The sequence below is a fragment of the Microcystis sp. LE18-22.4A genome (assembly GCF_027531105.1).
Taxonomy (GTDB): Bacteria; Cyanobacteriota; Cyanobacteriia; order Cyanobacteriales; family Microcystaceae; genus Microcystis; species Microcystis aeruginosa.
In genome coordinates, this window is sequence record NZ_JAPZRB010000348.1 from 1 (window position 1) to 25728 (window position 25728).

Genomic DNA, 25728 nt, shown 5'->3' on the forward strand with positions numbered 1-25728 from the left:
GAGGCGCAACATTTTGAGATTTTTTCCCAAACCTTGCCAGGAATATTATCTCTTATCTTGACCAGATGGATTGACTTCAAGGGGTGACAAAACAAAGCGAGCAACTGGAACATCTCCCCCTAGATGTTAAGTCTGATTGCCCGTTTATTCTCAATAAATAGGGTTTGCTGAAAAAGTTTTTCCTAGGGGCAGGGTGTAGGGTGTGGGGTGTGGGGTTTTACCGATTTTGAGGGGGTCAATTACCTAATTTTCAGGGAAAAAGTCCCTGAATTTACCCCTGATCACTCCCATATCTGGTACTTTTTGAGGGGAAAAAAGTCCAAAAGTCTTATCCAACAAGGTTTTTAGATTTATTCAGCAAACCCTATATATAAAGACATTGCTTCGATTTTTGCCAATTGTTTTCGATCTAGAACGAGCTAATCAATTAAGTCTTTTGCCAGATAAGGATTTAGTCTATTTATGCCACCCGATCAAACCATACCAAGTAACGAAGAACACAATTTGATAACGCACTCGATAATCACTGATACGGAGACGGTGTTCCTGTTCAGAATTTTTTAATTTAACAATGCCAGAAGGACAGGGTTCTATTTCCAAACCCTTAATTTTTTCAAGAATACGACCTTTCATAGCATTAGGTAAGTCATCAATCTGTTTTTGTACAGATTTAGAGATTTTAATACTATAACCCATTATGATTTAATCCTTGCTCAAGTATTGTTCAAGGGTCACATAGTCGCCTGATTGATATTCATCCCGAACTTGCTGAAGTTCTGCTAGGGGTTTCCTCATCGTCTTGATAGTAAGCCTCTTCTGCTTGAAAAATTTGTTGTTCTAGTATTTCTAATAATTGTTGTTTTTGCGTTAAGTCAAGGGATTTAATGGCTTCGGTTAGAGATTCAAACGTAATTTTAAGATTGATGGTGGTACTCATGAAATTTCTCCTATTTGGATAAAAAGTTAAATTTTGAGAATTGCTTTAATTTTCATGGTTGGTATAGCTGATCAAGGTTTTCTAATTTCCTTCTAATGTAACCTGAATTTTTACGAGGAGTTCCTCTCCGTCTTTCATTAGGGGAATGCCTAGATCCTGGGGGAATTTAAGGGCTTGTTGGCAGTAGTTGAGAGCGCAATCGCGGTCTTGAGAATTGTCCATCGTATTTGAACGTTAAGCGACAGCAAAGCCTGTATAGGGTCTAATTTCAGGGGATTTAAAGGCTAAAATAATCTGGTTTTGAGGGATTCCTGCGGCTACTAATTCATCGGCAATACCATCCTCAGTTCCGTCGTGTTGAATCCAAATTTTTTGATCAATAATATCAATATGTAATAGGGTTCCGTAGATTCGATAACCATTTTGCCAACCTGTTTCAACCAATAAATAGCGATCGCGGGTTTGATCTAGGACTAATTCGATTTGGATTTGGCGATCGGTGTCGAGGAAGTCGGCATAATCTTGGAATGTTTTTTCAATAATTTGCCGATATTGGGCAATTAAGGAAGCCATCGTACAATTACCTCCTGGTTGGGATCAAAACTAAATAACTGAATAATACCATCTTCAATTAAGGTTTGACCTGCTTCTTCTTCAAATACTGTTTTGCAGGTGTTTTCGCTAACAGCCAAAAATAGTTTATATTCGGGATAATAACGCCTTAAAAGATGGGTATAAACGACAAATTGACCAACTGCTTCTTGGAGGTCTTTCATATCAGAGGGACGAGTAAAGCTCTTAACTTCAATGGCTATTTTTTCCGTTCCTTTTTCTGCGGCTAATAGTCTTTCTGCTCCCAAATCAACAAACAGGTTTTTACCTCTTGCTAAACGAATCCGTAGGGGGTCATGGGTAATTGTCCAGCCGTCTTTGATTAGGGCGTGTTTTACACAATCATGGAAAATATCTTTGGCAGGCATTTTCATGCTGTTCTATATAAACTCTATGTGATTATACATTTCTTCTGGTTCAAGAATTTCCCAGATTAAGAGTAGTCCTCGAATTATTTGACCAATGATTTACTTTGTTGGGGACAGTAAGCAATTCCTGCATGAGTTATAGATGATTGATTGATTCTTAAAAAATCAGTATCTTGAGTAAAAATCACGCGACCATTGGCTAAGGCAAATTGCAATTGTATTTCATCGGATACCCCCAATAAATTTTCTTCTGGAGTGGTAGTAACATCAAGGCCTCGCTGGCGCAATCCAAGAGCAATGTTATAGCTTACATTTTCATCAAGGTGAAATTTAATTTTATTGCCCATTCATTTTTTTAGTTTTTCTTGGACTAGAGAAGGTGTTTTAGCTTGCATTTCCTTGGCAAAGGTATCATCATCTGTGATTTGTTGTCTAATTTCTTCAAGGTGATCGTGATAGTAAGAAAGGGCCGCGTAAACATCAGCTAAAGTAATGCTGGGATAATGATAAACAATTTCATCGGGTGACATTCCCAGGCGTTCGTGCCAAATAACGACATCTTGGACTTTGATGCGATGACCTGCGATGCGCGGTTTACCGCCACAAGTTTCTGGGGTAATTTCAATGTGATTGATTAAAGTTGTTGTCATTGATAATAACGAATTTGTCCGATTATAGGGTCACAAGGAATCTGCGCCCAAATGTCATATATATTATATCACGTCAAGGTTTATAGAATAATTTTATTATGACAACTCTTATAAACTTGAACCTAATTGAGGCGCGACAATAGTTTCGAGGGAAAAAGCATTCAGATCCGTTAAGCTTTTGGCCTGTTTCAAGGTGATTGCACAAATATTCCCCTGCTGATCAAGATCGACCAAGGTATTTTGTATTTTGTATTTTGTATTTTCATTGATTTCTTGAGTCTCGACAATAGGATTGTTATTGAACTCTAGGTATAGAGTATCCGTATCCTGAAAGTAGGTGATTTTCATGGCTGACTTGGGTTATCAAGAGTTTCTAATCTTCTTCTAATAGTGATTCATTTGGCGGCGATTGCGGTTTTGAGAATTGTCCATCATATTTGAAAGTTAAGCGACAGCGAAGCCTGTATATTGACGTATTTTAGGTTCATGGAATCCCAAAACAATATCTTCTTTAGCAATGCCTGCGCTTAGTAATTCTTTGGTGATACCGTCTTCGGTGTTGTCACATTGTACCCAAATTTTCTCGTTAATAATTTCTAAATGAATCAGACAATCATGATAACGCTGATTCTGTTGCCAACCTTCTGAAATGACGAGATATTGATCATTCTGAGGATCAAAAGCTAGACGATTTTGAATGTCCGCATTGTTATAAATAATTTGGCTATAGGGGACAAGAATCTGATGAATAATTTTGCGGTAATGGTTTAGTTTATCCATTGGGTGATTACCTCATTGTCAGGGTTAAAGATAATTAGTTTTAGTGTTTTTTCTTCAAGGAGTATTTGACCAATTTCTTGATGAAATAAGCTGTTGAAAGTTTTTTCCCGAATAGCAAGATAAAGAGTTCTATCTAAAAGTTGGCGAAAGTTTTATCTTAGACTGAGACTAATTCAGGTTCACTGATCAGCCGTAGAAGTTTTGAGTGATCAACGGTTTCCATCGCAAAGGTTTGGCCGTTTTGATCGGTAAAATCAATCAGAAAAGCTTGCTGATTAAAAGACATTAAAACAGTTCCCATTTGTCCGCGACGCAGAAGGATGGGCTGATGGGTCGTTTTGTGAGTAGCCGTAACATCTTCCGTTAGGGCAACGAGATCGTATTCTTGAATGGTGTTCATCATGGGCTAGTTAATTAATGGGATAGACATTAGTAAGACGAGGAAAATTTTCAGTTATTTGGACAATCCAGCAACTTAAAATTAAGGATTCTCCGATGTCGGTACAGAGGTTAAATTTCAGATCATAGTGAGTGCCATATTGATCGATTTTATAAAGTTCGGCTTCTCCTTCCATTACTGCTTTTTTAAGAGCATTTTCTAGGATTTCTTTATTAGCTAAGGTAATCCCTAATCTTTGTTTGAAAAGCAAGGCTTTATGTTTTCCTTTTGAATGCTCAGGATTGAGGCAGTAACGTTCAAGTTTGTCTCCTAGGTTGGCTTGATCGGCATTGGGAAGTTTCATTTTATTTGTTGGCTTCTCCTAGGTTTCCCTGAATTTGCCCTAACAATTCCTCACAATCTTTAACCAAGGAAATCCCCAATTCTTGGCATAATTCAAGCGCTTGTTGGCAGTAGTTGAGAGCGCGATCGCAGTGATTCATTTTGTGGGCTATTTCGACAAAGGCTTTTCAATGATTCTTTATCTACCGAAATTTTACGGGAAATAACGATAGAATTCTCGACGATGAAGAACACGAGCAAATGTAATTGTATCTTCTTCAACAAAAAAACCAATTCTATAGTCACCAATTCGGATACGATAGGCATTATATTCTCCTTTTAATTTTTTAAGGTTGTTAATTTCGCTTAGCTGCTTAACTGCTAAAATATCAGTAAAGACAAGGTTTTTGATGACTGAGTAAGAGGAGGTACTTTTTAAATCTTTAAGATCCTTGATAAAAGTAGGAAGATAGTTAATTTTCATTCTTTTTCTAATTCAATTAAAGCTTCCTCCAAAGTTAAGGGAGTTTCATCTTTAACGTCTATCATGGCGCGATAGAGTCCAGTATCTTCATAGGTTTCTATTATTTGTTGATAGTCTTCAAAGTTAATAATAACTTGCTGTATCTGACCTTGATTATCCGTAATCAAGTCTTGAGCAAAGGGATAATCTTTGATGTTCATAATTAATTGTTCCTCATTTTGTGGACGGTTTGCATTATTCACACTCCTTTGTTTCCAATTCTAATAGGATGGGAATTAAGTCTTTGGCAATATCAATGACGGCATCTATTGTATCAGCTTCAGCGACAAGTCCTTGTATATCGGGACTGGTGGCGACATAGTAATCTTGTCCGTTTTCTTGAAAGCGCTCAATAGTGAGGTTAATTGGGTTTTGCATGGGGAATCCATAGAGTTTATAGAATAATTTTATTATGACAACTCTTATAAACTTGAAGCTAATTCAGGCGCGACAATAGTTTCTAGGGAAAAAGCATTCAGATCCGTTAAGCTTCTGGCGTGTTCCAAGGTAATTGCACAAATGTTCCCATTTTTATCAAGATCGACTAAGGTATTTTCATTGATTTCTTGAGTCTCGACAATAGGATTGTTATTGAACTCTAAATATAGAGTATCCGTATCTTGAAAGTAGGTGATTTTCATGGCTTAAAATTCCTATCAAAAAAAGCATTGTGAACTGTGATACCATCTTCGAGTAAGACAACTCTCAACGCCTTGTTGTCTATTTCCTCAATTAATGCCCAGCGGCGAATTCGTCCATCATTTTGGTGAACTTCCAGAATAGGATTATTGATTGTGTATTCAATCCATTCCATTTTGATATTGGCTCGATCTGGTCGTTTTCTGGTGGCTAAAAAGTATTGAGTAAATTTCATTGAGGCGATTGAATTGTTTGCTTATAAGTATCAATGAAGTTAATTTTCATAGTTTTGCTTAATGGGAGTTAAGGATAATTTTATAGATTGTCTGCTACATCCCCCTGAATTTGCCCTAACAATTCCTCACAATATTTAAACAAGGGAATCCCCAATTCTTGGCATAATTCAAGCGCTTCTTGGCAATGGCTGAGGGCAAGTTCAGGGCGATTCGTTTGGTGGTCAATTTCAGCAAGGACTCTTAAACTATAGGCGATTAAATATTTATAACCAATATCTTGAGAAATTACTAAGGATGCTTGAATTTTCCTTTCGGCTTCGCTGTAGTTTTCTAGTTTGAGCAATATACTCCCTATAGTATGTTGAGAATATGCTACCCCTTGCCGATCGTCGATTTTTTCACTGATGTCGAGAGATTGCTGATAGACTTCTATCGCTTTTTCATACTGTCCCAAGGAAGAATAACAATTGCTTAGATTACCGAAAGAAATTGCCACCCCTTGCCGAAAGCTGATTTTTTTACTGATGTCGTGATATTGCTGGTAGAGGTCGATCGCTTTTTCATACTGTCCTAGGTCATAATAACAATTGCCTAAATTCCCGCGAGAAATTGCCACCTCTTTCCGATCGCCCATTGCTTCACTAATGTCGTGACATTGCTGGTGATAGAAAATTGCTTTTTCATACTGCCCCAAGGACTTATAACAATTGCCTAAACCACATAGAGAAGTTGCCACCCCTTGCCAATCTTCTATTTCCTTACTGATGTCGAGACATTGCCGGTGATAGGCGATCGCTTTTTCGTACTGTCCCAAGGAACGATAACAACTTCCCAAATAACTTAACGAGTTACGATAACAAACTTGTTCCCGTTGACTCCCTGCAATCACCTGTTCATAATGATCTGCTTGCTTACGATAAAATCCTTGTAAATCTAAAAAACTATTAACCGATTTATCTTTCTCTTCTCCTCCTCGATCCTCATTCAAAATATCGTAAGCTAACTGCCATTCTCCCAATGCTCCTGCATGGTAAAACGCCTCTAAATATTCCTTCAAATCTTCCAAGGATTCCCAGGGAGGGACAGGTAAATGAGCTAAATAATAATCTAAGGCTAATTGATGGGCAGATCGCAATATTTCAGGATTTGCTTGATCTTGCACCACCATTGATATTAAAGGCAAAAACTCAAACCGTCGCGGTTTTCTCGCTTTGGGTTCGGGGGGAAATTCTTGTAATAAAGACAAACGAGCAAAATGTCGTAAATCTTGGTCAGTTATTTCTGGGGTTAATCCCTGCGCTAACCCTAAATCAAAACTCTCGCGCAATACCGATAACCGCGTTAAACTCTCCCTAAACTCTTTCGATAATCGCGCTAAACTGGCGGTAATCACTTCTCTGACACAGGTTTCCGTGTCGCGGTGATACCCTTCCACATCAAACATATTTAAGCCTAAATTTTGCGACTCGGTGACAGAAACCCCTTCTCCAAATTCATCACTCATCCAACTACAAACCAGTTGCATTAAGAGAGGATGTCGTCCCATCTTGTGGACAAATTCGGCTAATTCTTGATTAGTTCCTGTCAAACCGTAATTCACCCTCACCAACTCGATTGCGTCCGCTTCTGCTAATCCCCCCAGGCGCAACCAATGACAACGCCGCGTTAAATTGGCTACAAAACTCGGCTGTTCCCGACTGGTAATCAGGATTTTACTCTGGTTTCCCGACCCCAACCAACGGCTCAAAAATTGCCCATAAACTGAATCTCCCGCCGTCTGAACTACTGTTTCTAAGTTGTCGAGAATCAACAGACAAGGCGCGGTAATTAGTCCCCGTATCATCTGCTGAATTAACGTCTCATCGTTCCATTTTTCATCGTAGGGTTGCTCCAAATTTTCTAATAACCAGCGTCCAAATTGCGCTACTGAATAACGCTCCCTAAAACTAACCCATAACACCCGCCAATGAGGGTTTAACTTCTCTTTGAACTTCACCGCTAAAGCCGATTTCCCATAGCCTCCTGCGGCGGTTATCCCGATTAAGCGTACTTTGTCATTGCTGAGGGCGGTTTGTAGTTCCTTGATTTCATCCTGTCGTCCCTGCCATTCATCTACTGGCGGAGGTGTGGTATTTAGGGTTGCTGATTGCGTTGGGGCTAACTTTGTCTGTTCCCTACCAGACGACTCCAGCTAATGCTCTTTGTTATTGTCACTGGGATAGTAATGGTTATGGTTTCCCCCCAAAAATTTAGCTTCAACATTTTTGTTGAATTGATAACCCTGGGATTGATCCTTGTTAATTTGAGTATTGCGGATCTGTTTTTCCGTTGCGGCTAACTTAGCGGCTAATTCCTGGTTACTGCTCATCAACGCCCGCATTTCCGTTAATAATTCTGTAACTTCCGAATCAGCTAATACAGGTTCCAAGTCAATGACGGCTTGCTCAACTTCAGGTGCTTTGCCTGCGGTTAATAACTTTAAGGTTGGCGAGGTAGGAAATTTGCGTTGCAGTGTCGCCAACAAGGAATCGTTAAGATTTTCCCCAGTCTTGCCTAAAAAACCTGTGGCAATAGCAGCACGAGCCAAGGGAGCAATATTCGTGGCCCAAGTTATCAAAGTCACTAAGAGTGGTTCCATCAACAAAAACCTCTTGATTTTTTTCTAATGATACAGTTTTTCCCAAAAAAGAATAACGTTTGCTTAAACCGCCGTATCAATGAATCGGTGATCGCATTTATTTGATTGTTCTCGATTCCAAAGGAATAACTAATTTTAATACGCCCATTGTTAGTTAAGCAAAACCCACAGGCTGAAACTGAACATCGTTGATGATTTTAACCGTTTCTCCTGATTGCTTCATCACAAATAAACCGCGCCGATAAGTATAACTATCTATGCCGTGGTCGATTTCAATCCCCGCTTTTTCTTTCAAACAGTTTGTAAATGGCACTGTTTGAAGCCTATCACGTTCCGCTCTATTTAAAAGCAGAACAGATCCTGATCATCGATAATTATACTTGTCTCCATTCTCGCCAATCCTACATTGACCCCAATCGCTGTCTTGAAAGGGTAATGTTCGATGTTCCCTAACGGGAAATCGGGGTTAACTACTAGCTTTATAAGTAATGGCGGGAAGCGGATTTGAACCACTGACCTTCGGGTTATGAGCCCGACGAGCTACCAGACTGCTCTATCCCGCGTTGCTTTATCTAGTATAGAACTAAATCTCGGTAAATGCCAAGGAGTTTGTAATATTCCTTTACATTTACCGTCCGACCAGAGGTTAATACTTACGTTCCACGGGGGTGAAATCCTGAATCACCACGGGCATATAGTCGATATCGATGCCGGAGGGGGAATAATAGGCGAGGGTATGCTGAAGGAAATTTTGGTCATCCCGTTGGGGAAAATCCTCGCGGGAGTGGGCCCCTCGGCTTTCTTGACGATTGAGGGCAGAGGTGAGGATAATTTCCCCCACCACCATGAGACTTTGTAATTCCCAGGCCTCGATTAGTTCCGTATTCCAGCAATCCCCCCTATCATCGAGGTAAATCTGCTCGTATTTGCGCTTTAATTCGCCGATTTGTTTAATTCCCTCGCGCATGGTCGCTTCGGTGCGAAAAACGCCGCAATGTTGGGTCATACAGTCTTGGAATTGCTGACGTAGTTGACCGATGCGAATCGTGCCTTTTTTGGTCAATAAAGCGGTGATTTCCTCTTTGGCATCCTGAAGGTAAATATCGGGATTAAAGACGGGAAAAGCGCGTTTTTCGACGTATTTAGCGATCGATTTGCCGGTTCTTCTCCCATAGACCACACATTCTAACAGGGAATTACTGCCCAAACGATTGGCCCCGTGGACGGAGACACAGGAACATTCCCCGGCGGAGAAAAAGCCTTCGCTGAGGGTATCGGCACTTAAGCGAACGCGACCATCGGTATTAACGGGAATGCCGCCCATACAATAGTGAACTGTAGGACGTACAGGCATCGGTTCCTCTACCGCATCGACACCGACGAGACGGTGGGCTTCCTCCCAACAGAAGGGAATGCGACTCATAATTTTTTCCCGGCCTAAATGGCGTAAATCCAGATAGACAAAGGGACCCCCAGCGCTACCGTCCAGATTTACCCCCCGGCCGGCGCGAATTTCTAGGGTAATGGCCCGGGAAGTGATGTCCCGGGGTGCCAATTCCATGCGCGAGGGGGCGTAGTCTTCCATAAAACGACGACCTTCGCTATTGATTAAATAAGCCCCTTCACCCCGGACTGCTTCCGAGATTAAAACACCGACGGGATAGAGTCCAGTGGGGTGAAATTGGACAAATTCCATGTCTTCTAGGGGAATACCCGCTTTTGCCGATAAAGCTAAACCGTCTCCCGTACAGGCGAAATCGTTGGAGGTGGTATTATAAACGCGACCATAGCCCCCCGTCCCGAACATAATTGCTTTTGCCCGGAGGATTTCTAACTGTCCGGTGGCGATTTGGTACATAACCACGCCTTTAGCCGTACCTTCTTCGAGGATAAGGCGTAAAACGTACCATTCATCGTAGATTTTTACCTGATTACGGCCTAAATTACTGACTAATTCGTGCAGCATGGCGTGACCGGTTTTATCGGCGGCGTAACAGGCCCGGTTATGGCTGTGACCGCCAAAGGCTCTTTGGGCAATGCGTCCATCTTCGAGACGGGAGAATAACACGCCTAGATGTTCCAATTCGATGATAACTTCGGGGGCTTCTCGGGTGAGGATATCCACCGCATCCTGGTCAGCCAGAAAATCGGAACCTTTGACAGTATCGTAGGCGTGGGCCTTGGGATTATCTTTGGGGTCAACGTTTTGCAGGGCGGCGGCGATACCTCCCTGGGCAGCGACGGAGTGGGAACGAATTGGGTGGGTTTTGGCAACGACAGCAACATCGATAGTCGGGTTGAGGCGTTTGATTTCTAAGGCGGCGCGGCATCCTGCTAACCCACCGCCCACTATAACGACATCGTGTTCTTTCATGGCTGATTTTCCTCCGGGCTTCTGTTTCTATGGTGGGGTTAGAATTGCTCGGAAGTCAGTTTTGTAACCGAGACTTTATATTTCAGGAGACAGGAGATAGGAGATAGGAGACAGGAGACAGGAGACAGGAGACAGGAGACAGGAGACAGGAGATAGGAGACAGGAGACAGGAGGCGGTCGGCAGGAGGCAGAAGATTATTTTTATTGATTCTTCTCAATTCCCACTCCCCACTCCCCACTTCTCACTTCCCACTTCCCACACCCCACACCCCACACCCCACTTCCCCACACCCCACACCCCACACCCCACACCCCACACCCCACACCCCACACCCCACACCCCACACCCCACACCCCACACCCCACACCCCACACCCCAAAAAAACAACCCGCGGCAGTTAACCGCGAGTTATTTTTGGTTAAAATCGGATAATTACTGAACGGTAATCGTTCCGACCATACCGGCGCCGCGATGGGGTTCGCAGTAGTAGGTGTAAGTACCCGGTTCGCTGAAAGTGCTTTCAAAGGACTCACCGGCGGAAAAAGCCAGACCTTTATGGGATAATTTAGCAGCTTGGGCTTCGGGAACCTTGGTGCTATCGAAAACTATGTTATGGGGAGAAAGTTTGTTATTGACCCATTTCACCGTATCTCCTGCTTTAATAGTGAGGGCGGGGGGATCAAATTGTAGTGTACCTGCATCACCGCCCATCTTCACCGTGAAGGTTTCCGCAGCAGCGGAGGCAGTGTTGAAGAAGAAGCTAGAGACGACTAGCACCAGGGTAGCGACCAATAAACCTAATTTTTTCATGCTTGTTAATCCTTTACACGAGGGAAGATGACAAGTTTGACAGCCTGTCTTTTGACAAAAAAGTAAAAGTTTGCTTTTAACTGTCCCATTGATTCATTCTACACCAAGTTTGACAGCTTGTCTTTTGACAAGAAAACCGGTTTTTTCTGACGATGGTTGGGGAATTTCTTAAGAAATAGAGGAGAACCTATCGTGAAAAGATTATTAATTTCCCTGTGCTTGCTCTTGGCTGTGGTTACATTCGGTATGGCTCGTCCCGCTTTAGCTGATGGGGCTTCGATTTTCAGTGCTAACTGCGCTTCCTGCCACATGGGCGGTAAAAACGTGGTTAATGCCGCTAAAACCCTGAAAAAAGAAGATTTAGTTAAATACGGCAAAGATTCCGTTGAAGCTATCGTTACCCAAGTTACCAAAGGTATGGGGGCGATGCCCGCTTTCGGTGGTCGTCTCAGCGCTGAAGATATCGAAGCTGTAGCTAATTATGTCCTCGCTCAAGCGGAAAAAGGCTGGTAAAAGTTAGTTATCGGTGGCGAGTTATCCGTTGTCAGTCTGGTAAGAATTGTAGCGATCGAAATTCTTGGGTCAATTGCTGGCTTAAAATAGCTAATGGTTCATCTCGGGACAAGGTTGTGAAATTGCGATCGTTTTTCTATATTTTAGGTGCGACGGTAATCATTCTCCTAGGAGTCGCTACAGCCAGTTTTGCTTGGATTCTCGCCGATAGTCCTCTGTCTTTGCTCAAAGGTGGGGTGCTGCGGGAACCAGCGGCGGCGATTTTTGTGCCGAAACAGGCCCCAGTTATGGTATCCTTGCTGGTCAATCCCGAACGTTTAGAGTCTTTTGGTCAATTAATCGCTACACCGGCTAATCGACGACGTTCCCACCAAGAAATTAAAGATTTAGAAAAAAGTCTGCTCGGCAAAACGGGATTAAATTATCAAAAGGAAATCAAACCCTGGTTAGGGGAAGAAATTACCCTCGCTGTTACTTCCCTAGATTTCGATCGCGATACCGATAATGGTATCCAACCGGGTTATCTTTTGGCAATTCAAAGTAAAGATGGTGAACGCGCTAAGGAATTTCTGCAAGCTTCCTACTCAAAACAGGCGGTTTCGGGCAAATTTGACCTCGTTTTTGAACTCTACAAGGGAGTTAACCTCATTTATCAACGTCCCTTGACCGCAGGAGATAATAATCGTTTTCTCGCTAGTGCCGTCGTCGGTGATACGGTGCTTTTTGCCAATAATATCAAGGTTTTGCGCGAGGCCCTTAATAACGTGCAAGTACCGGATTTAAACCTAAAAAATAGCCCTGATTACCGAGAAGCCCTCAAAAATATCACCGAACCGCGTATAGCTATCGTTTACGGCAATTTACCTCCGTTATCGGCTTGGATCGCTAATCAACCCGTCCCGGAGAGTCCCGAAGCAAAACAACGATTAGCCACGGCTTTTTCCCTCAAATCCGGGGGAATAGTCGCTCAAACCGCCTTAATTGGGGTTTTAGGACAGGATGACCAAGCACCAATTTTATCTAGTCCCGTGGGAGCATTATCTTTTATCGGCGAAAATAGCCTTTTAGTCGCCGCTAGTCGCGATTTAAATCGTTTTTGGACTCAGGTAGAGGAGGGGTTAGAAGCAGATAGTCCCCTACAGGAATTAATAACACAGGTCTTAAACCGCTTCCAGTCGCCTTTAGGTTTAAATTTGCCTGAAGACGTTTTTAGCTGGGTTAGAGGCGAATATAGCCTCGCTCTCGTGCCTAGTTCAAAGGGGATGGAACCCGATAGTGTTTTTGTAGGGGAACGGGTGATGGGGGTAGAGGTGGACAGTGCGATCGAGCATTTGGATGAGTTGGCCCGCAGTCGCGGCTATAATGTGGTTAATCTGCCTTTACTCGATCGAACGGTGACAGCTTGGACAAAGTTAACCACGGCGGTCCCGGGAGGAAAAGCGCAACTAGAGACGCTCGTGACGGGAGTGCATACTAGGGTCGATAATTATGAAATTATCGCTAGTTCTGTGGAAGCGATGGGTTTAGCTTTATCTGCACAGAAAAACCCCATTTTAAGTAGTGGTAAGTTTCGACAGGCGATTACTGCTTTACCCGCAGAAAATGATGGTTATTTTTACGTCGATTGGCGACAATTGCAACCAGTAATCGAGGCAAAATTTCCGATCGTGCGGGTGTTAGAATTGTCGATTAAGCCTTTATTTAATAATCTGCGTTCTCTTACTATTAGCAGCCAAGGTAGCGAAAATTCTGTGCGTCGGGGAACGATTTTCTTTAACTTGGGAGTGAAGTCTTAATCAGTTATCAGTTATCAGTTATCAGATAGAAGCTTGTAGGTTGGGTTGAGCGATTTAATACTTAGGAGAAAACTGCTCGATTCAATGGTTTGAGCGAAACCCAACATTCTTGACGACATTGGTGTGGTTGGGTTTCCCTCAAGCGTTGCTAATATTTGACAGACAAGAGTTATTATTGCTCAAGTCAACCTACGGTTAGTATGTTAAAGTGCATAACAAGTATGGAAAAGCCAAATTATTTTGGATGAGCTTGCAAAATTCGCTTTACTGTTTAAACCATGACTACTATCACAATTGTTCCAGAATTTGCAGGAAAAACCTTGACATATAAAGCAATTTGTGGCAATCAAGAAACAAGTGGTTTGACTCCAGGTCAAGCACTGGATCTTATGGAAACAAGTTTAATTGCTGAAGGTGAAAATATGGGTGAGACATTAGTGATTTTACAGCGTTTCCGTCCTGATAATTTATTCAGCAAACAGCAACAAGAACGTTTACAAGAACTGATGGAAGAATTTCATCAATCTCTAGCTTCTGAGACTGATTTTTCTGCGATAAAACAGCAAGAATTAACAGCTTTAATTGAGGAAGAATTACAAGCAAGTATTCAAAGAGGGAAAAGAATCATCAAACAGATTCAAGATAATGATTAATTTATAATCAAGAGCAAAAGGTAACAAGCATCTCTTTTCAAGGGAACAAAAATTAAAATTTTTCTGATTTCAACTGATTTAAAGCTATCGACTTCAGGTAGTAATTACTGACAACTTATGACTGATAACTGATAACTGAAATGACCCATCCCCAATATACTCTCGTTGCGAAAAGGGCAAAACATAGATGTGAATATTGTCATGCACCAGAGATTATTTTTAATCTTGCTTTTGAAGTAGATCACATTGTTCCCCTCTCTAAAAAAGGGGAAGATAAACCAGAAAATTTAGCTCTATCATGTCGTATTTGCAATCTTCATAAATTAGCTCGTATTGAGGGAATTGATCCAGTGACAGAAAAAGTATTTCGCTTATTTAATCCTCGTATAGACAAATGGGAAGAACATTTTCTTGTCGATAATAAAACTTTTGAAATCGCAGGAAAAACGCCAATAGGTAGAGTAACAGTAGAAGTATTAAGCATCAACTCTACTTTACAAATTAGTGCCAGAAAAATATGGTATATTCTAGGTGTTTTTCCTTGAAAAGTTAAGCTAAATAAACCAGAAAAAATATGATAAAACCACTTTTAAAAGTAGCACAGATACAAACTTAAAACAACCCTCTCATTACTTTTTGCTCGGTTTCCTTCTTAATCTTGAGAATCGCAATATCAACTGATTCTTGTAGATAATCGAGATTTGCTTGAGTTAGCGTGTAGTGGACTGTTTCAGCTAAAATAGGACAATAGATTTCGGCTTAAAGTCTTAGATTATAGAATTTATAGCATTTTTCTAATACACCAAATTAACTGAAACAGTCCACTAGTATGGTGTATCAGTATACCATCGTCCTGCTTCTTCTCTTTTGTTTTGTTCGCTCATCAGTTCTATTATTCTTAGTTCGTCATCTTTTCTCCGTTTTTCATTTGCTTTTCTTCTTTCTTCTTCATTCTCTTTTATACGCTGTTCAGCCACTTGTTTAAACTGAGGAAATATAGTTGCAAGTTTTTTAAGTTCCCCCTGTCGATACTGATCTGATGAAACAAGTTGAGAAACATACTTATCAAATACATCTTTAAACTCAGGCAAAGTAGCAACAAACTCTTTTAACCTGTCTATTGTATTATCACCAAAACCGAGACTTTCAGGCTTCGTGGAAATCCACCGACCAATCACAAACCGAAAATCTGGGTACTTATCTAGGGTCTGCTGAATAAATCTAAAAACCTTGTTGGATAAGACTTTTGGACTTTTTTCCCCTCAAAAAGTGCCAGCCATTGCGGGGATCGGGGGAAAATTCCGGGACTTTTTCCCTGAAAATTAGGTAGTTGACCACCTCAAAACTGGTAAAACCCCACACCCCACACCCCACACCCCACACCCTGCCACCACCGAAAAGCTTTTTCAGCAAACCCTATCTAGTAGCATCCTAACATCGGCAATAGATAAACCTCCGTCAACCATCTGTAACCATTGCTGGCGAACAGAATTCCGTTGAACAGGATCAGTAATGTGGTCAAAACAGTCATCGTAGTATCCTGACATATTTTTTTCTCCGAATCACTCATAATCTCATCTTAAGCGTTCAGGGGGTGGTTATCAAGTAGCCAGTGGTATTGATTCTGTGGAAGGACTCTCTTGGGGTAGTATAAATGTAGAGGGAGAAACATTACCTCTCCAGACGCGAATCGCTGAGGGTCATCAATTCCCAGATTAGATTCCAAGGTAGCAAGCCCTAGCTTGAAAAATTCGCTAAAATATATATAATTAACTTGATCAGATTATTTATAAAGTCTGTTTAACAGCTAAAGTTAATAAAGTTGATTTTGAAGCCGATGACCAAAGAGCTACTCATACAAATCAATCGAGAAGGAAACCTCGAACTTCCTCCTGAAGTTCAAACCCGCCTCAACCCAGGAGATAAATACATGATTTCCCTGACGGAAGACTCCATCATTCTCAAAAAAGTTCATCAAGATAAAGTCAATCTAGAGCAATTCTTTGAGCGACTAGAAGCAATGGAACCAGACCCCAATCAACCGACTCTAGCTGAGATTAGCCAGATGATTAAAGAAGCTCGCCAAATTAGACGCGCCAACTCATGAAAGTTGTTGTAGATGTCAATGTTTGGATTTCAGGATTGTTGTGGGGAGGAGTTCCGGGTAAAATCCTTAAATTAGCTAAAAATCAAAGAATTACAATCATTACTCCCCAAGAATTTCTTAGTCGCTACTTTAATGAGTAGAGAAGAGGAGTAAGGTAATTAATTGACGATTTACACCAAGAGAAAAGATAAGTTTGACCGACAATAATTGCTATGATTACTGTAGGATTTAAAAAAAAGCGATCGCTCTTACTACTTTCTAATTACTTTAGATAGTAGTAGCCTAGTGCTTTTTAGACAAAAAAAGCCTATTCTGTATATTCCCAAAAAAGCAGCCTATGAATTAAGTAGGGGTTGCTGAATCAATCTAAAAACCTTGTTGGATAATATTTTTAGGCTTTTTTAGCCCAAAAACCTTTTTTAGCAGGATTTACACCGATATTCAGCCAACCCTAAGTAGAATTTAAAACCATCCCCACCGAGGAACTAGCCATGAAATCCTTTGCCCTTCTTACCACCGTCAGCCTAATCAGCCTTTCCACCCTCGCGACTGTTCGCCCCGTCATGGCGCTAGAGAGCCGACAACCAGCCGAAACCCGGATCGCTCAAGGGAACAATCAAGACGCGATCGGCCACTATAACCGGGGAGTTGGCTACATCCAACAGGAAAAATACGATCTCGCCCTCGCTGAATTCACCAAAGCGATCGAGATTAATCCTCAATACGCCGAGGCTTATAACAATCGGGGGTTTCTTTACCACGAACAGGGAAAACCCGACCTCGCCCTGTCCGATTACAATCAGGCGCTCAACATTAATCCCCGATTGGCTCTGGCTTACAGCAATCGGGGGAATCTTTACAAAGGACAGGGGAAACCCGACCTCGCCCTGTCCGATTTCAATCAGGCGATCAACATTAATCCCCGATACGCCCTGGCTTACAACAATCGGGGGATTCTTTACGACGAACAGGGGAAACCCGACCTCGCCCTGTCCGATTACAATCAGGCGCTCAACATTAATCCCCGATACGCCAATGCTTACAACAATCGGGGGTTTCTTTACTACGGACAGGGAAAACCCGACCTCGCCCTGTTCGATTACAATCAGGCGCTTAACATTAATCCCCGATTGGCCGAGGCTTACCTCAATCGGGGGTTTCTTTACCACGAAGAGGGAAAACCAGACCTCGCCCTGTCCGATTTCAATCAGGCGATCAACATTAATCCCCGAGAAGCCCAGGCTTACGCCAATCGCGGGGTTCTTTATTACTCTCGACAAGAAAGGGAAAAAGCGATCAGAGATTTCCGACAAGCCGCCGAACTGTCCCGCCAGCAAGGAAACGCGGCGTTATATGAAAAGATTATGGAACTCCTACGGCTATTAGGCGCGGTCTAGTCCTTTTTCTTGGGTTGAGCGAATCAATGGGTTAAAGAAAACCTCTCAATTTTAGGGGAAAGGGAAACCCAATAGCCAACACCTCAATCCGTCGGAATAGGCGATCGCTTCTCATGGCTTTTTGTTGGGTTTCCTTGGGTCAATTCAACCTAGGATAATTGTTATCAGTATTTAGTTTTTTCTAGTCTAGTCTGTTAATTGTTCATTAAAAACCTTCGCGATGGATGTTATTTTATGACCCTAAAACAACTCATACAAGACAAACGAGAGGATATCCTAAAAATTGCCACCAAACATGGTGCTTTTAATGTGCGTGTATTTGGTTCCGTTGCTAGAGGTGAGGAAACCGAAAATAGTGATATTGATTTTTTAATTGATTATGATTTAGCTAAAACATCCCCTTGGTTTCCTGGTGGATTATTAGTTGATTTAGAGGATCTCTTAGGGTGTAAAGTGGATGTAGTAACTGAAGAAAGCCTTCATCATCTAATTAAACAGCGAATCTTAAAGGAGGCAATTAAGTTATGAATGAAGATCAAGTTTATCTTGGATATATTTTAGACTGTATTGATAAAATTAAGGAGTATTCCCAAGGAGGAAAACAGGAGTTTTTTGCTAATTCAATGATCAGCGATGCTATCATTAGACGCTTACAAACCTTGGCAGAATCAACTCAACGGCTTTCGGAGGAATTAAAGGCAAATATTCCCGATGTTGACTGGCGTAATATTTCTGGTTTTAGGAATATTTTAGTACATGATTATTTAGGGGGAATTGACCTTAATACAGTTTGGGATGTGGTAGAGAATTATTTGGATAATTTAAGAGAACAGATTTTCAGGCATCTAGAATCAGTCAATACTTAATCAAAGTCTAATTTTGTAGGTTGGGTTGAGCGAATAAATAGGTTAAAGAAAACCTCTCAATTCTCAGGGAAAGCGAAACCCAACAGCCAACACCTAAATCCATAACCGTACATCACTCATAAAAGCCCAATAATCTTCATTATTAATCTTAGTCGGAAAATTTTTATAAAAATTACCAGCAATTAGATTATGATTAGTAGTTGTTCCTACCATTGGAATAATTTCTCCATCTAGATATTCATTTTTGTATGCTGCTGTTTCTTCTAGCTGACAATATTCTTCAGGTGTATAATACCGTTTTTCGACTTGAACTTGCATACTAACCTCCCTTATCTTGGTTAAATTCCCATTCAATAGCAACTTTAATATTAGCTGGTGCTGAATCTTTTGTAACTAAAGAAATCCCCATTTTACCCCCAACTTGTAACCCCAATTCTCAAGTAACCTGACTGGACTTACTTGGGAGATTCCCTGTTCGATCGAAGTTAATAATAATTGTAAGCTAAGACGTATTTAAATCGCTTATTTTTAGATTAGCCGAATCTCCCCCAATCCCTTTATGCTACATATCAGGACAGGCACTCATGCACTCTTGCAATAGGCAAAAGGGAGAATAAATAATCATTCTTTAATAACCGGATTTAGTATGACTCCTAACCCCACCAACAAACTTTTTCAGCAAACCCTAATTATCAGTGACTCTTAAATTAATACAAACGTTTGCACAATCGTCTCCTCACTCCTGACTCCCCAGACTCTCGACTCCTCAAAACGAAAAATTTGTACCTCACCATTAAGATAACTGCTATAATACTGCATAAAATCTCGAAGTGGAACGATAGAGAGTTTAGTTGACCTCCACGGGGAGTAGCTAGATGAAAAAACGAGAGACTTTGCTGGAGAAGTTTTGTTGCTTTTTAGTTTTGCGGCAAAATAGGACAGAATGGAATTGCGATCGGCGTTTGCGTCGTAACATGGAAAGCTATGGCCCAATCGATCCTAATGTCGAGTCCGAGGAGTATTGGTCCCTATTCTTTCACCAACAGTATCAGAATCACGGTTCCCAAAATCATCTTTTCCGTGGGCATTTATACGCTTATTTACAGGAACCTTGCTACTGGGCTGCTGCCGAAATCTATCAAAAATATCAAGCTAAACTGGATTATCAGATCGAAGACTACTTTAACGAAGGAATTCTTGGTTTTGAGGCTATCTTAGCTGACTTTAAGCCTTTATTCTCTACTCGCTTCGATAATTTTGCCACTCAGAGGATTAAATATCGCTTAATCGATCGCATCCGTCAGATTAGTCAAGCATTCGGCCATAATACTTGGAGCCTACTACTTAATTCTACCGGAGCGCGTCTCAGCCAAGCTCTCCTGGCGAGGGGATTAGTGGGAGAAACTCTCGAAAATTACCTTTTAGCTTGGGATTACTATAAAGAAATTTATGCCCAGGCAAAAATCAAAACCGATGGTAAAATTCAGGAACCTAGTCCAGAAATCTGGCAAAAAATCGCCGCTGCTTATAACTCGGATAGCCACTCTACCATCAAAATCAATTCTGCGACAATTACCCGATGGTTAAAGGATGCGGGACAAGCTATTTTTGATCATTTATTTCCCCAAGGAAAAACAATTTCCCTACAGCAACCTTTCGGGGGTGAGGAAAGTAGCACGAGGGAAGAAATGATCGAAGATACTGATCATGATACCCCTTGGCAGCAATTAGAAGCGGCGGAAAATTTTCGCGAGTCGCAACAAAACCACCAAAAAATTCTAGCTTGGTTAGGGGCAGAAATTTCACAGATTTGTCAGCAGCCGCAACAGGCAAAACTGCATCCGCAAATTCAGTTAATTCTAGAGATGACTTATGGGTTGGGGTTGGGACAAGTGGCAATTGCCGCTAAGATTACAGAAATCACCACGGTAGTTATCAAACAATATCAGGTTTCTAGGGAACTGGATAAAGTTTATCGTCACCTCGCTAAAAAGTTTTTACCCTGGGCCAGCGAAAACCTGCATATTTCTTTCCAGTCCCACGATAGAGAAGTTATTAGTAAGGCAATAGAACCATGGCTAACATACTACTATCAAACCAGCGCAACAACTCAGGAGGATTAATTATGGTTAATGATTGGTTAGAACTAACTCCTGATAGCATTTGGCTAGAAATACCCGCCGATATTCAAGAGATAAGTTGGGCAAAAAGTGCCAGTTTTACTGATGCCAGTATTCGTCAGAGATTTTATGTTAATTATCTCTGTCAACAAGTTATTTTTAACTATCTACAGTCAGGGATGCCTGGGGTTAGCTTAGTAGAAAATCAAGAGGATTTCTGGCAACTAGGAGTTAATGGTTTTACCGTTAAATTAGGCGAAAAGTCAGTAATAGTTATTGCCAGCGAAACTCTGGATCTAGAAGCGATCGAAATTCCTCAAGAATGGGTAGATATTCCTCAATTAATTGGTGATTATTATCTAGCGGTACAGGTAAACACTGCCGAAAGTCATCTGAGAATTTGGGGTTCTACTACCCATAAAGATATTAAAGAAAAAGGACAATATATTAAGCGTAATCTTAACTACTCTCTACCGAGAAATCAACTGCAATCAGGATCAGATTCTTTGGATTTATGGGAAGAGTGTCAATTACAAGCAGTGAAGATTGAACCAGAAAAGATGGAAGAAAAACTATCTTTAGATAGATTGACAACCTTGCTAGACATCTTAGCTAATCCTCAGTTAATCTTTCCCAGAAAAGCCGTTACTTTTCAAGAATGGGCAGCAGTTATAGTCAATAGTAACTGGAGAAAAATTTTAATTACCCGTCGGCAAAAATCCCCCGTCAAGTTAACCAATTGGTTTGCCGATAATTTCCCCATTGATTGGCAAAGTATCCTCAATTTTAGCTCACTGTCACTGGTTCCAGCATTCAAAAATACAGAAATTAAACGCATCAAAGATTTAGGAGTAGAATTACTGGGAAATCCCCTCGCTTTGATGATTACTATCGCTAAAATTGAAGAAATATTTAGCCTGCAAGCGACTGTTTACCCCACGGGAGAAACAAGCACTTTACCCCCCCATTTAAAATTAAGTATTCTCACCGAAACTGGTCAGGTTTTTCGAGAAGTAATTGCCACAGATAACGATGAATTTATTCGTTATCGATTTGATGCTGAATTGGGGGATAAATTCTTCATTGAAGTGGCTTTAGAATCGGCAAGAGTAACCGAATATTTACAAGTGTAAGCGAGGAAAAACTTAATGATTAAACTCTTAACTCTCGAACTAGATGGCACATTTGATCGGGGATTTAAAGTAAAATTAGAAATTCGTCCCGATCTTAATTCTCGTCCCCAAACTGTGATCAAAGCAAGGCTACCAGCTAATTTAGAGTTATTAACTCTTTACCGTCAATGGCAACGTCACTATAGTGAATTAGAGGGATTTTTTAAAGTCTTAAAAGATAGCAATCCTCAACAAATTACCAATAGTTCTCAGCAGAGTTTAGTCTTTAAAAACTGCCAAGAAAAAGCCAAATTATTTGAGGATAACTTAAACAAATGGTTGAATAATAGCCCAGAATTTGAACCGATCAAAACCGCAATTCTGCGCTCTGGCAATAACTTTCGTATCTGGTTACAAACCGATAATATTTGGCTGCAAAGATTCCCCTGGGAAAAATGGGAAATCCTCCAAAATACTGGCGCAGATATAGCCATTATTGTCTCGGAATACGATACCTTAACCAGACAATTAAGAAATCATGAAAAAATTCGGATTTTAGCCATTTTAGGCTATGCCACCGACTTAAGATTTCTCGAAGAAGATCGCAAAACTTTAGACAATATTGCGGGAAAAGCAGGAGCAGAAATTATCTGGGAAAAAGCCCCTCACCCGCAAAAATTAAATCAGTTATTGCGTCAAGAAACTTGGAATATCCTCTTTTTTAGCGGTCATAGTGCCAGTACAGAAGATGGCCAAGATTGCGAAATTCAACTAACAGAAACTCATAAATTAAAGATAGCTGATTTTAGCTTTTCCCTGGGAGAAGCCACTAAAAACGGGTTAAAATTAGCGATATTTAACTCCTGTGATGGTATCGGTTTGGCACAACAACTATCCCGGGAAAAAGGGATGGCATTACCCCATCTAATCTTTATGCGCGAGAAATTACCCGATCCTGTTTCTCCCAAATTTCTGCAATACTTTTTAACCGCTTTTACCAATAATAAATCTCTCTATAGCGCCGTACATGAAGCCCAAAAAAATCTGCACGATGACTGGGAAAAAGACTATCCCTGTGCCAGTTGGCTGCCCGTAGTTTGCCCCAATCCCACCGAAGAACCCCCCACTTGGCATAGTTTCAGTAACTCCCCTCAAAAACAACAAAATTGGCGACGATTTGCTCTAACTTTCGGTTTAGGTTTAGCCGTAACGATGACAGTCTTGGCAATAAGAGAAACAGGAATTTTAGAACCCTTAGAATTAAATATTTATGATCGTCTGATGCAACTAAAACCCAAAGATAAACCCGACGAAAGATTATTAATTATTACCATTGATCGCCAAGATTGGGCCTATCAAGATCGCATGGGTATGAAAAGACCAACAATACCAGGAAGCGATCAAAAACGTTCCCTCGCAGGAGAAGCATTATCGCAGCTTTTAAATAAATTACTGCCCTACGAACCGCAAATTATCGCCTTAGATATCCTCCGTCCCATCGCTGCCAGTCAAGATTATCCACCCCTAGCCAAACAATTACAAAATACTCCTAATTTTATCTCGATTTGTAAGTTTAATAATTACCCGCAACCGGACGGATTTCCCCCACCCCCGGAACTGCCAAAAAATCAGAGTGGTTTTAGTAACATAGTCCCAGACGAAACCATTGCCGGAGTTCCCCGAATTCGTCGTTTTTTATATCAGGCAAAACTCGATCGCACCTCTCCCTGTCTTCCCCCGGATTCTTTGGCCAAAGTTGACTCAATGTCCTGTAATTTTAAAGATTATGCTCCTAGTTTTAGTCTCCTAATTGCCAAACGATATCTAGAATCCCAGAATCAAGATTTTGACTGCAATAAACTGGAGCGGGGAATTCTAGAAATTAATATCGGGGATACTCATCTCGGTGACTGGCTACAATCCAACCTCGGCCCCTATAGAACCAGTCAATCCGATACCCGATCCGGCCGTCAAGTTATGCTCGCTTACCGTCGAATCGCCGATAATGGCATCGATGCAATCATAAAAATTGCTCCGAAAAAATCTCTCCGACAGGTTTTAGATCCGCGTTTTAATTCCGAATCAGTCCGGGAAAAAATTGTCCTGATTGGAGTAACAGAACCCGGGATTGATGATTTTTTAACCCCCTTTAGTCGCAACCCATCGGAAGCAATTCCGGGGGTTTATTTGCACGCGCACGCAGTCAGTCAAATTCTCGATACAATGACAGGAGAACGAGCCTCGATCGCTTTTTGGAATCCCCTACAAGAGGCTTTCTGGGTGCTGGGTTGGTCTCTGGTGGGGGGATTATTAACGTGGCGTTTTCTTCGGGTAAAAACGGTACTTTTGACAGTGGCGATCGCTGTGATTTCCCTTACTGGTATCGGTTGGCTTCTCTTTAGTTATTTCGGTCTCTGGGTTCCGATTATCCCCCCAGCGATCGCACTTCTTACCACCTCCGGTATCTTCTTTTTTCTTCGTTCTTACTACTTAAAATAGCAAGGTAAGGCTTGCTGAAAAAGTACGGGCGAAGCATTCGGATAGAAAATCTCCGGTTTCACCGATAGGTTATTGCCCGAATGCTTCGCCCCTACAGGACCCGGGCCGATGAAGACGCAAGGTTTTGAGGCACGATTCTCTCAAAATCTTGCACCTGTTTCACGAGAAAAACGACAAAACTCTTACCTTGCCTACATTTCACATTTATTCAGCAAACTCTAGGTAACAGCCATGATCAAACCTTCGATCGCCCTCATCCTTCTTTTCTCCCTACTGCCTCAACCCGGGTTAACCCTTATCACCCCGGCTGCCGGAAATATTTCTAATCATCCCATTCTGACGGCACAGGGCGATCGGGAGCTTACCGAGGAGCAATTCCTACAACGAGTCACCGTTAAGATTACTAGCGAGACAAACCGGGGATCGGGGACAATTATCGCTAAAAAAGGCGATAATTACCTTATCCTAACCAACGCCCACGTTACCCGCAACACGAAAACCCTACAGGTACAAACTTACGACGGCCACAGCCGTGCAGCCCGCATTGTCCCCAATTCCCTATCGGAGAATCAAGATCTCGCTCTGCTGGAGTTTAGCGATACCCGGGAATATTCGATCGCCACCATCGCGGAGTTTACCATCAATCAAAACAGCATCGGTTTAGAAGTGGTGGCCGCGGGATATGTTGCCGAAACGGGACAGTATCGGACGACAAAGGGAACCCTCGAACAGGTGAGCGCTCGACCCCTCCGGGATGGCTACAGCGTCGGTTATAGTGGCGATATCGTGCAGGGAATGAGTGGCGGCGGCATTTTTGTTGATGGGGAGTTAATCGGCATTAACGGGCGATCGGCCCATCCGATTCTCTCTAACTACACCTACGAAGACGGTACAAAACCCACAGACGCAGAAATCCAAAAGATGAGAGCGGTTAATTGGGGCATTCCCATCAATACCCTATTAATCTACATCCGTCCCGAAATCCTCAGCGCCTATAACCTACCCCTACCGCCGGTGAACCCCGATATAGAAACCACCGCCTCTAATGACTATATCGCCGAATTAGAAGCGAAAGCGAAGGGTTTCACCGTGCGGATTGATAGTACGAGCGGTGGAAACGGTAGCGGTGTCATTATCGCTAAAGAAGGGAATATTTACACAGTTTTAACCGCCGATCACGTCTTCTGCGAGAAGGAAAAAAGTCAAGATGCTGCAAGTAAACCTTGTCTCAATTTCACCTACACCGTCGTCACCAGCGACGGCAAAACTCGAAACATCGAGAAAAGCACCATCATCCGGCAGGAAGGGGTAGATTTAGCAGTTTTTCAGTTTGAAAGCCTGGACAATTATCCCGTTGCGGAAATAGCGAATTATAA

Annotated in this window: 37 protein-coding genes, 1 tRNA gene and 4 pseudogenes; 14 read left to right on the top strand and 28 right to left on the bottom strand. The window is 41.7% G+C overall.

What is annotated here, in order from left to right; all coding sequences use genetic code 11:
- Positions 1 to 456: 456 nt before the first annotated feature.
- From O9295_RS15605 to O9295_RS15705, 21 genes and pseudogenes are all read right to left on the bottom strand, one after another.
- Entirely contained in the window at positions 457 to 696 is a 240-nt protein-coding gene (locus O9295_RS15605; protein ID WP_079205630.1) for a type II toxin-antitoxin system RelE family toxin, read from the bottom strand.
- Between the two features lie 58 nt (positions 697 to 754).
- The gene (locus O9295_RS15610) at positions 755 to 937 is read right to left on the bottom strand and encodes a hypothetical protein (RefSeq protein ID WP_061432391.1); all 183 of its coding nucleotides are present in this window, start codon (positions 935 to 937) and stop codon (positions 755 to 757) included.
- Between the two features lie 81 nt (positions 938 to 1018).
- The gene (locus O9295_RS15615; protein ID WP_288033730.1) at positions 1019 to 1159 is read right to left on the bottom strand and encodes a hypothetical protein; all 141 of its coding nucleotides are present in this window, start codon (positions 1157 to 1159) and stop codon (positions 1019 to 1021) included.
- 12 nt (positions 1160 to 1171) lie between these two features.
- Complete coding sequence (locus O9295_RS15620; protein WP_012267885.1) at positions 1172 to 1510, bottom strand: XisI protein; 339 nt, start codon at positions 1508 to 1510, stop codon at positions 1172 to 1174.
- The gene (locus O9295_RS15625) at positions 1498 to 1917 is read right to left on the bottom strand and encodes a XisH family protein (protein ID WP_288033731.1); all 420 of its coding nucleotides are present in this window, start codon (positions 1915 to 1917) and stop codon (positions 1498 to 1500) included. The genes O9295_RS15620 and O9295_RS15625 overlap by 13 nt, the downstream gene beginning before the upstream one ends.
- Before the next feature lie 83 nt (positions 1918 to 2000).
- Entirely contained in the window at positions 2001 to 2264 is a 264-nt protein-coding gene (locus tag O9295_RS15630) for a DUF5615 family PIN-like protein (RefSeq protein WP_231859671.1), read from the bottom strand.
- Positions 2265 to 2567: a DUF433 domain-containing protein gene (locus O9295_RS15635; protein ID WP_002795644.1), complete on the bottom strand. Its 303-nt coding sequence runs from the start codon at positions 2565 to 2567 to the stop codon at positions 2265 to 2267.
- Between the two features lie 108 nt (positions 2568 to 2675).
- The gene (locus O9295_RS15640) at positions 2676 to 2915 is read right to left on the bottom strand and encodes a DUF2283 domain-containing protein (protein ID WP_288033733.1); all 240 of its coding nucleotides are present in this window, start codon (positions 2913 to 2915) and stop codon (positions 2676 to 2678) included.
- A gap of 96 nt (positions 2916 to 3011) precedes the next feature.
- On the bottom strand, positions 3012 to 3347 hold the full coding sequence (locus O9295_RS15645) for a XisI protein (RefSeq protein ID WP_002762148.1): 336 nt from the start codon (positions 3345 to 3347) through the stop codon (positions 3012 to 3014).
- A pseudogene (locus tag O9295_RS15650) lies at positions 3335 to 3472 on the bottom strand (element excision factor XisH family protein); the annotation flags it as partial. The gene O9295_RS15645 and the pseudogene O9295_RS15650, both read right to left, overlap by 13 nt.
- Before the next feature lie 32 nt (positions 3473 to 3504).
- The gene (locus tag O9295_RS15655) at positions 3505 to 3747 is read right to left on the bottom strand and encodes a DUF4926 domain-containing protein (RefSeq protein ID WP_012267894.1); all 243 of its coding nucleotides are present in this window, start codon (positions 3745 to 3747) and stop codon (positions 3505 to 3507) included.
- 10 nt (positions 3748 to 3757) lie between these two features.
- Positions 3758 to 4090 carry a DUF6883 domain-containing protein gene (locus O9295_RS15660; protein ID WP_002800853.1) on the bottom strand — a complete coding sequence of 111 codons (333 nt, stop codon included), beginning with the start codon at positions 4088 to 4090 and terminating at the stop codon, positions 3758 to 3760.
- Position 4091: 1 nt separating this feature from the next.
- Positions 4092 to 4229, bottom strand: a complete 138-nt coding sequence (locus O9295_RS15665) for a hypothetical protein (protein ID WP_192846038.1) — start codon at positions 4227 to 4229, stop codon at positions 4092 to 4094.
- 53 nt (positions 4230 to 4282) lie between these two features.
- On the bottom strand, positions 4283 to 4552 hold the full coding sequence (locus tag O9295_RS15670) for a type II toxin-antitoxin system RelE family toxin (RefSeq protein ID WP_061432389.1): 270 nt from the start codon (positions 4550 to 4552) through the stop codon (positions 4283 to 4285).
- Positions 4549 to 4752, bottom strand: a complete 204-nt coding sequence (locus tag O9295_RS15675; RefSeq protein ID WP_002732229.1) for a RelB antitoxin-like protein — start codon at positions 4750 to 4752, stop codon at positions 4549 to 4551. Before O9295_RS15675 ends, O9295_RS15670 begins: the two co-directional genes overlap by 4 nt.
- A gap of 34 nt (positions 4753 to 4786) precedes the next feature.
- Complete coding sequence (locus O9295_RS15680) at positions 4787 to 4969, bottom strand: DUF1902 domain-containing protein (RefSeq protein ID WP_002762135.1); 183 nt, start codon at positions 4967 to 4969, stop codon at positions 4787 to 4789.
- A 44-nt stretch (positions 4970 to 5013) separates the two neighbouring features.
- The gene (locus O9295_RS15685; protein WP_002762133.1) at positions 5014 to 5232 is read right to left on the bottom strand and encodes a DUF2283 domain-containing protein; all 219 of its coding nucleotides are present in this window, start codon (positions 5230 to 5232) and stop codon (positions 5014 to 5016) included.
- A complete protein-coding gene (locus O9295_RS15690) occupies positions 5229 to 5465 on the bottom strand; it encodes a DUF4258 domain-containing protein (RefSeq protein ID WP_002762131.1) in 237 nt (78 codons plus the stop codon). The genes O9295_RS15685 and O9295_RS15690 overlap by 4 nt, the downstream gene beginning before the upstream one ends.
- A gap of 80 nt (positions 5466 to 5545) precedes the next feature.
- Positions 5546 to 7618: pseudogene (locus tag O9295_RS15695) on the bottom strand (tetratricopeptide repeat protein); the annotation flags it as partial.
- Positions 7619 to 7657: 39 nt separating this feature from the next.
- Positions 7658 to 8104: a hypothetical protein gene (locus tag O9295_RS15700; protein ID WP_288033736.1), complete on the bottom strand. Its 447-nt coding sequence runs from the start codon at positions 8102 to 8104 to the stop codon at positions 7658 to 7660.
- Between the two features lie 154 nt (positions 8105 to 8258).
- Positions 8259 to 8387 (bottom strand): annotated as a pseudogene (locus tag O9295_RS15705) (DUF3782 domain-containing protein); the annotation flags it as partial.
- Positions 8388 to 8410: 23 nt separating this feature from the next.
- Between O9295_RS15705 and O9295_RS15710 the strand changes: the two are divergent.
- Entirely contained in the window at positions 8411 to 8557 is a 147-nt protein-coding gene (locus tag O9295_RS15710; protein ID WP_271992670.1) for a TauD/TfdA family dioxygenase, read from the top strand.
- Positions 8558 to 8593: 36 nt separating this feature from the next.
- On the opposite strand, the gene O9295_RS15715 is transcribed toward O9295_RS15710, so the two are convergent.
- The 3 genes from O9295_RS15715 to petE all read right to left on the bottom strand — a co-directional run bounded on the left by O9295_RS15715 (position 8594) and on the right by petE (position 11289).
- Positions 8594 to 8667: transfer RNA gene (locus O9295_RS15715), tRNA-Met, on the bottom strand.
- Between the two features lie 83 nt (positions 8668 to 8750).
- Positions 8751 to 10478: a succinate dehydrogenase/fumarate reductase flavoprotein subunit gene (locus O9295_RS15720; protein WP_016514268.1), complete on the bottom strand. Its 1728-nt coding sequence runs from the start codon at positions 10476 to 10478 to the stop codon at positions 8751 to 8753.
- 433 nt (positions 10479 to 10911) lie between these two features.
- A complete protein-coding gene (gene petE, locus O9295_RS15725) occupies positions 10912 to 11289 on the bottom strand; it encodes a plastocyanin (protein WP_079205634.1) in 378 nt (125 codons plus the stop codon).
- A 192-nt stretch (positions 11290 to 11481) separates the two neighbouring features.
- On the opposite strand from petE, the gene petJ reads away from it, so the two are divergent.
- The 4 genes from petJ to O9295_RS15745 all read left to right on the top strand — a co-directional run bounded on the left by petJ (position 11482) and on the right by O9295_RS15745 (position 14796).
- Positions 11482 to 11802, top strand: coding sequence for a cytochrome c6 PetJ (gene petJ, locus O9295_RS15730; protein WP_002732729.1), 321 nt, complete (start codon positions 11482 to 11484; stop codon positions 11800 to 11802).
- Positions 11803 to 11918: 116 nt separating this feature from the next.
- Positions 11919 to 13598 carry a DUF3352 domain-containing protein gene (locus O9295_RS15735; protein WP_288033739.1) on the top strand — a complete coding sequence of 560 codons (1680 nt, stop codon included), beginning with the start codon at positions 11919 to 11921 and terminating at the stop codon, positions 13596 to 13598.
- Positions 13599 to 13876: 278 nt separating this feature from the next.
- Positions 13877 to 14251 (top strand): hypothetical protein, encoded by a 375-nt coding sequence (locus O9295_RS15740; protein WP_002796338.1) that lies wholly within the window; start codon positions 13877 to 13879, stop codon positions 14249 to 14251.
- 140 nt (positions 14252 to 14391) lie between these two features.
- Positions 14392 to 14796: an HNH endonuclease gene (locus O9295_RS15745; protein ID WP_002796341.1), complete on the top strand. Its 405-nt coding sequence runs from the start codon at positions 14392 to 14394 to the stop codon at positions 14794 to 14796.
- Between the two features lie 279 nt (positions 14797 to 15075).
- On the opposite strand, the gene O9295_RS15750 is transcribed toward O9295_RS15745, so the two are convergent.
- Both O9295_RS15750 and O9295_RS15755 read right to left on the bottom strand, forming a co-directional pair.
- Positions 15076 to 15429 (bottom strand): hypothetical protein, encoded by a 354-nt coding sequence (locus O9295_RS15750; protein ID WP_287969989.1) that lies wholly within the window; start codon positions 15427 to 15429, stop codon positions 15076 to 15078.
- A 228-nt stretch (positions 15430 to 15657) separates the two neighbouring features.
- Positions 15658 to 15798, bottom strand: a complete 141-nt coding sequence (locus O9295_RS15755; RefSeq protein WP_186814396.1) for a hypothetical protein — start codon at positions 15796 to 15798, stop codon at positions 15658 to 15660.
- Between the two features lie 290 nt (positions 15799 to 16088).
- Here O9295_RS15755 and O9295_RS15760 point away from each other — a divergent pair, with 290 nt between their 5' ends.
- The 5 genes from O9295_RS15760 to O9295_RS15780 all read left to right on the top strand — a co-directional run bounded on the left by O9295_RS15760 (position 16089) and on the right by O9295_RS15780 (position 18621).
- Positions 16089 to 16358, top strand: coding sequence for a hypothetical protein (locus O9295_RS15760; protein WP_002796343.1), 270 nt, complete (start codon positions 16089 to 16091; stop codon positions 16356 to 16358).
- Positions 16355 to 16498: a putative toxin-antitoxin system toxin component, PIN family gene (locus O9295_RS15765; RefSeq protein WP_002796344.1), complete on the top strand. Its 144-nt coding sequence runs from the start codon at positions 16355 to 16357 to the stop codon at positions 16496 to 16498. The genes O9295_RS15760 and O9295_RS15765 overlap by 4 nt, the downstream gene beginning before the upstream one ends.
- A gap of 351 nt (positions 16499 to 16849) precedes the next feature.
- Positions 16850 to 17755: a tetratricopeptide repeat protein gene (locus O9295_RS15770; RefSeq protein ID WP_288033741.1), complete on the top strand. Its 906-nt coding sequence runs from the start codon at positions 16850 to 16852 to the stop codon at positions 17753 to 17755.
- 234 nt (positions 17756 to 17989) lie between these two features.
- On the top strand, positions 17990 to 18283 hold the full coding sequence (locus O9295_RS15775) for a nucleotidyltransferase family protein (RefSeq protein ID WP_190357964.1): 294 nt from the start codon (positions 17990 to 17992) through the stop codon (positions 18281 to 18283).
- Positions 18280 to 18621 (top strand): HepT-like ribonuclease domain-containing protein, encoded by a 342-nt coding sequence (locus tag O9295_RS15780; RefSeq protein ID WP_061432383.1) that lies wholly within the window; start codon positions 18280 to 18282, stop codon positions 18619 to 18621. The genes O9295_RS15775 and O9295_RS15780 overlap by 4 nt, the downstream gene beginning before the upstream one ends.
- Positions 18622 to 18717: 96 nt before the next feature.
- Here O9295_RS15780 and O9295_RS15785 read toward each other — a convergent pair.
- A pseudogene (locus O9295_RS15785) lies at positions 18718 to 18939 on the bottom strand (Uma2 family endonuclease); the annotation flags it as partial.
- Position 18940: 1 nt separating this feature from the next.
- Positions 18941 to 19030 (bottom strand): hypothetical protein, encoded by a 90-nt coding sequence (locus O9295_RS15790; RefSeq protein ID WP_288033742.1) that lies wholly within the window; start codon positions 19028 to 19030, stop codon positions 18941 to 18943.
- A gap of 466 nt (positions 19031 to 19496) precedes the next feature.
- Here O9295_RS15790 and O9295_RS15795 point away from each other — a divergent pair, with 466 nt between their 5' ends.
- From O9295_RS15795 to O9295_RS15810, 4 genes are all read left to right on the top strand, one after another.
- Positions 19497 to 20744, top strand: a complete 1248-nt coding sequence (locus O9295_RS15795; RefSeq protein ID WP_288033743.1) for a sigma-70 family RNA polymerase sigma factor — start codon at positions 19497 to 19499, stop codon at positions 20742 to 20744.
- A 2-nt stretch (positions 20745 to 20746) separates the two neighbouring features.
- Positions 20747 to 21874, top strand: a complete 1128-nt coding sequence (locus O9295_RS15800; RefSeq protein ID WP_288033750.1) for a DUF1822 family protein — start codon at positions 20747 to 20749, stop codon at positions 21872 to 21874.
- Between the two features lie 15 nt (positions 21875 to 21889).
- Entirely contained in the window at positions 21890 to 24352 is a 2463-nt protein-coding gene (locus O9295_RS15805; RefSeq protein ID WP_288033746.1) for a CHASE2 domain-containing protein, read from the top strand.
- 231 nt (positions 24353 to 24583) lie between these two features.
- A partial coding sequence (locus tag O9295_RS15810; protein WP_288033747.1) for a S1 family serine peptidase occupies positions 24584 to 25728 on the top strand: 1145 nt, incomplete at its 3' end.

Bases quoted from the DNA above. Each gene is read 5' to 3' on its own strand.
- O9295_RS15690 (WP_002762131.1), bottom strand. From the start codon at position 5,465: ATGAAATTTACTCAATACTTTTTAGCCACCAGAAAACGACCAGATCGA.
- O9295_RS15635 (WP_002795644.1), bottom strand. From the start codon at position 2,567: ATGACAACAACTTTAATCAATCACATTGAAATTACCCCAGAAACTTGT.
- O9295_RS15610 (WP_061432391.1), bottom strand. From the start codon at position 937: ATGAGTACCACCATCAATCTTAAAATTACGTTTGAATCTCTAACCGAA.
- O9295_RS15795 (WP_288033743.1), top strand. From the start codon at position 19,497: ATGAAAAAACGAGAGACTTTGCTGGAGAAGTTTTGTTGCTTTTTAGTT.
- O9295_RS15760 (WP_002796343.1), top strand. From the start codon at position 16,089: ATGACCAAAGAGCTACTCATACAAATCAATCGAGAAGGAAACCTCGAA.
- O9295_RS15780 (WP_061432383.1), top strand. From the start codon at position 18,280: ATGAATGAAGATCAAGTTTATCTTGGATATATTTTAGACTGTATTGAT.
- O9295_RS15660 (WP_002800853.1), bottom strand. From the start codon at position 4,090: ATGAAACTTCCCAATGCCGATCAAGCCAACCTAGGAGACAAACTTGAA.
- O9295_RS15675 (WP_002732229.1), bottom strand. From the start codon at position 4,752: ATGAACATCAAAGATTATCCCTTTGCTCAAGACTTGATTACGGATAAT.
- O9295_RS15670 (WP_061432389.1), bottom strand. From the start codon at position 4,552: ATGAAAATTAACTATCTTCCTACTTTTATCAAGGATCTTAAAGATTTA.
- O9295_RS15630 (WP_231859671.1), bottom strand. From the start codon at position 2,264: ATGGGCAATAAAATTAAATTTCACCTTGATGAAAATGTAAGCTATAAC.
- O9295_RS15775 (WP_190357964.1), top strand. From the start codon at position 17,990: ATGACCCTAAAACAACTCATACAAGACAAACGAGAGGATATCCTAAAA.
- O9295_RS15800 (WP_288033750.1), top strand. From the start codon at position 20,747: ATGGTTAATGATTGGTTAGAACTAACTCCTGATAGCATTTGGCTAGAA.
- O9295_RS15640 (WP_288033733.1), bottom strand. From the start codon at position 2,915: ATGAAAATCACCTACTTTCAGGATACGGATACTCTATACCTAGAGTTC.
- O9295_RS15770 (WP_288033741.1), top strand. From the start codon at position 16,850: ATGAAATCCTTTGCCCTTCTTACCACCGTCAGCCTAATCAGCCTTTCC.
- O9295_RS15605 (WP_079205630.1), bottom strand. From the start codon at position 696: ATGGGTTATAGTATTAAAATCTCTAAATCTGTACAAAAACAGATTGAT.
- O9295_RS15625 (WP_288033731.1), bottom strand. From the start codon at position 1,917: ATGCCTGCCAAAGATATTTTCCATGATTGTGTAAAACACGCCCTAATC.
- petE (WP_079205634.1), bottom strand. From the start codon at position 11,289: ATGAAAAAATTAGGTTTATTGGTCGCTACCCTGGTGCTAGTCGTCTCT.
- O9295_RS15740 (WP_002796338.1), top strand. From the start codon at position 13,877: ATGACTACTATCACAATTGTTCCAGAATTTGCAGGAAAAACCTTGACA.
- O9295_RS15680 (WP_002762135.1), bottom strand. From the start codon at position 4,969: ATGCAAAACCCAATTAACCTCACTATTGAGCGCTTTCAAGAAAACGGA.
- O9295_RS15745 (WP_002796341.1), top strand. From the start codon at position 14,392: ATGACCCATCCCCAATATACTCTCGTTGCGAAAAGGGCAAAACATAGA.
- O9295_RS15765 (WP_002796344.1), top strand. From the start codon at position 16,355: ATGAAAGTTGTTGTAGATGTCAATGTTTGGATTTCAGGATTGTTGTGG.
- O9295_RS15665 (WP_192846038.1), bottom strand. From the start codon at position 4,229: ATGAATCACTGCGATCGCGCTCTCAACTACTGCCAACAAGCGCTTGAA.
- O9295_RS15700 (WP_288033736.1), bottom strand. From the start codon at position 8,104: ATGGAACCACTCTTAGTGACTTTGATAACTTGGGCCACGAATATTGCT.
- O9295_RS15615 (WP_288033730.1), bottom strand. From the start codon at position 1,159: ATGGACAATTCTCAAGACCGCGATTGCGCTCTCAACTACTGCCAACAA.
- O9295_RS15720 (WP_016514268.1), bottom strand. From the start codon at position 10,478: ATGAAAGAACACGATGTCGTTATAGTGGGCGGTGGGTTAGCAGGATGC.
- O9295_RS15755 (WP_186814396.1), bottom strand. From the start codon at position 15,798: ATGTCAGGATACTACGATGACTGTTTTGACCACATTACTGATCCTGTT.
- O9295_RS15620 (WP_012267885.1), bottom strand. From the start codon at position 1,510: ATGGCTTCCTTAATTGCCCAATATCGGCAAATTATTGAAAAAACATTC.
- O9295_RS15710 (WP_271992670.1), top strand. From the start codon at position 8,411: ATGGCACTGTTTGAAGCCTATCACGTTCCGCTCTATTTAAAAGCAGAA.
- O9295_RS15805 (WP_288033746.1), top strand. From the start codon at position 21,890: ATGATTAAACTCTTAACTCTCGAACTAGATGGCACATTTGATCGGGGA.
- O9295_RS15685 (WP_002762133.1), bottom strand. From the start codon at position 5,232: ATGAAAATCACCTACTTTCAAGATACGGATACTCTATATTTAGAGTTC.
- O9295_RS15655 (WP_012267894.1), bottom strand. From the start codon at position 3,747: ATGAACACCATTCAAGAATACGATCTCGTTGCCCTAACGGAAGATGTT.
- O9295_RS15790 (WP_288033742.1), bottom strand. From the start codon at position 19,030: ATGGGGATTTCTTTAGTTACAAAAGATTCAGCACCAGCTAATATTAAA.
- O9295_RS15645 (WP_002762148.1), bottom strand. From the start codon at position 3,347: ATGGATAAACTAAACCATTACCGCAAAATTATTCATCAGATTCTTGTC.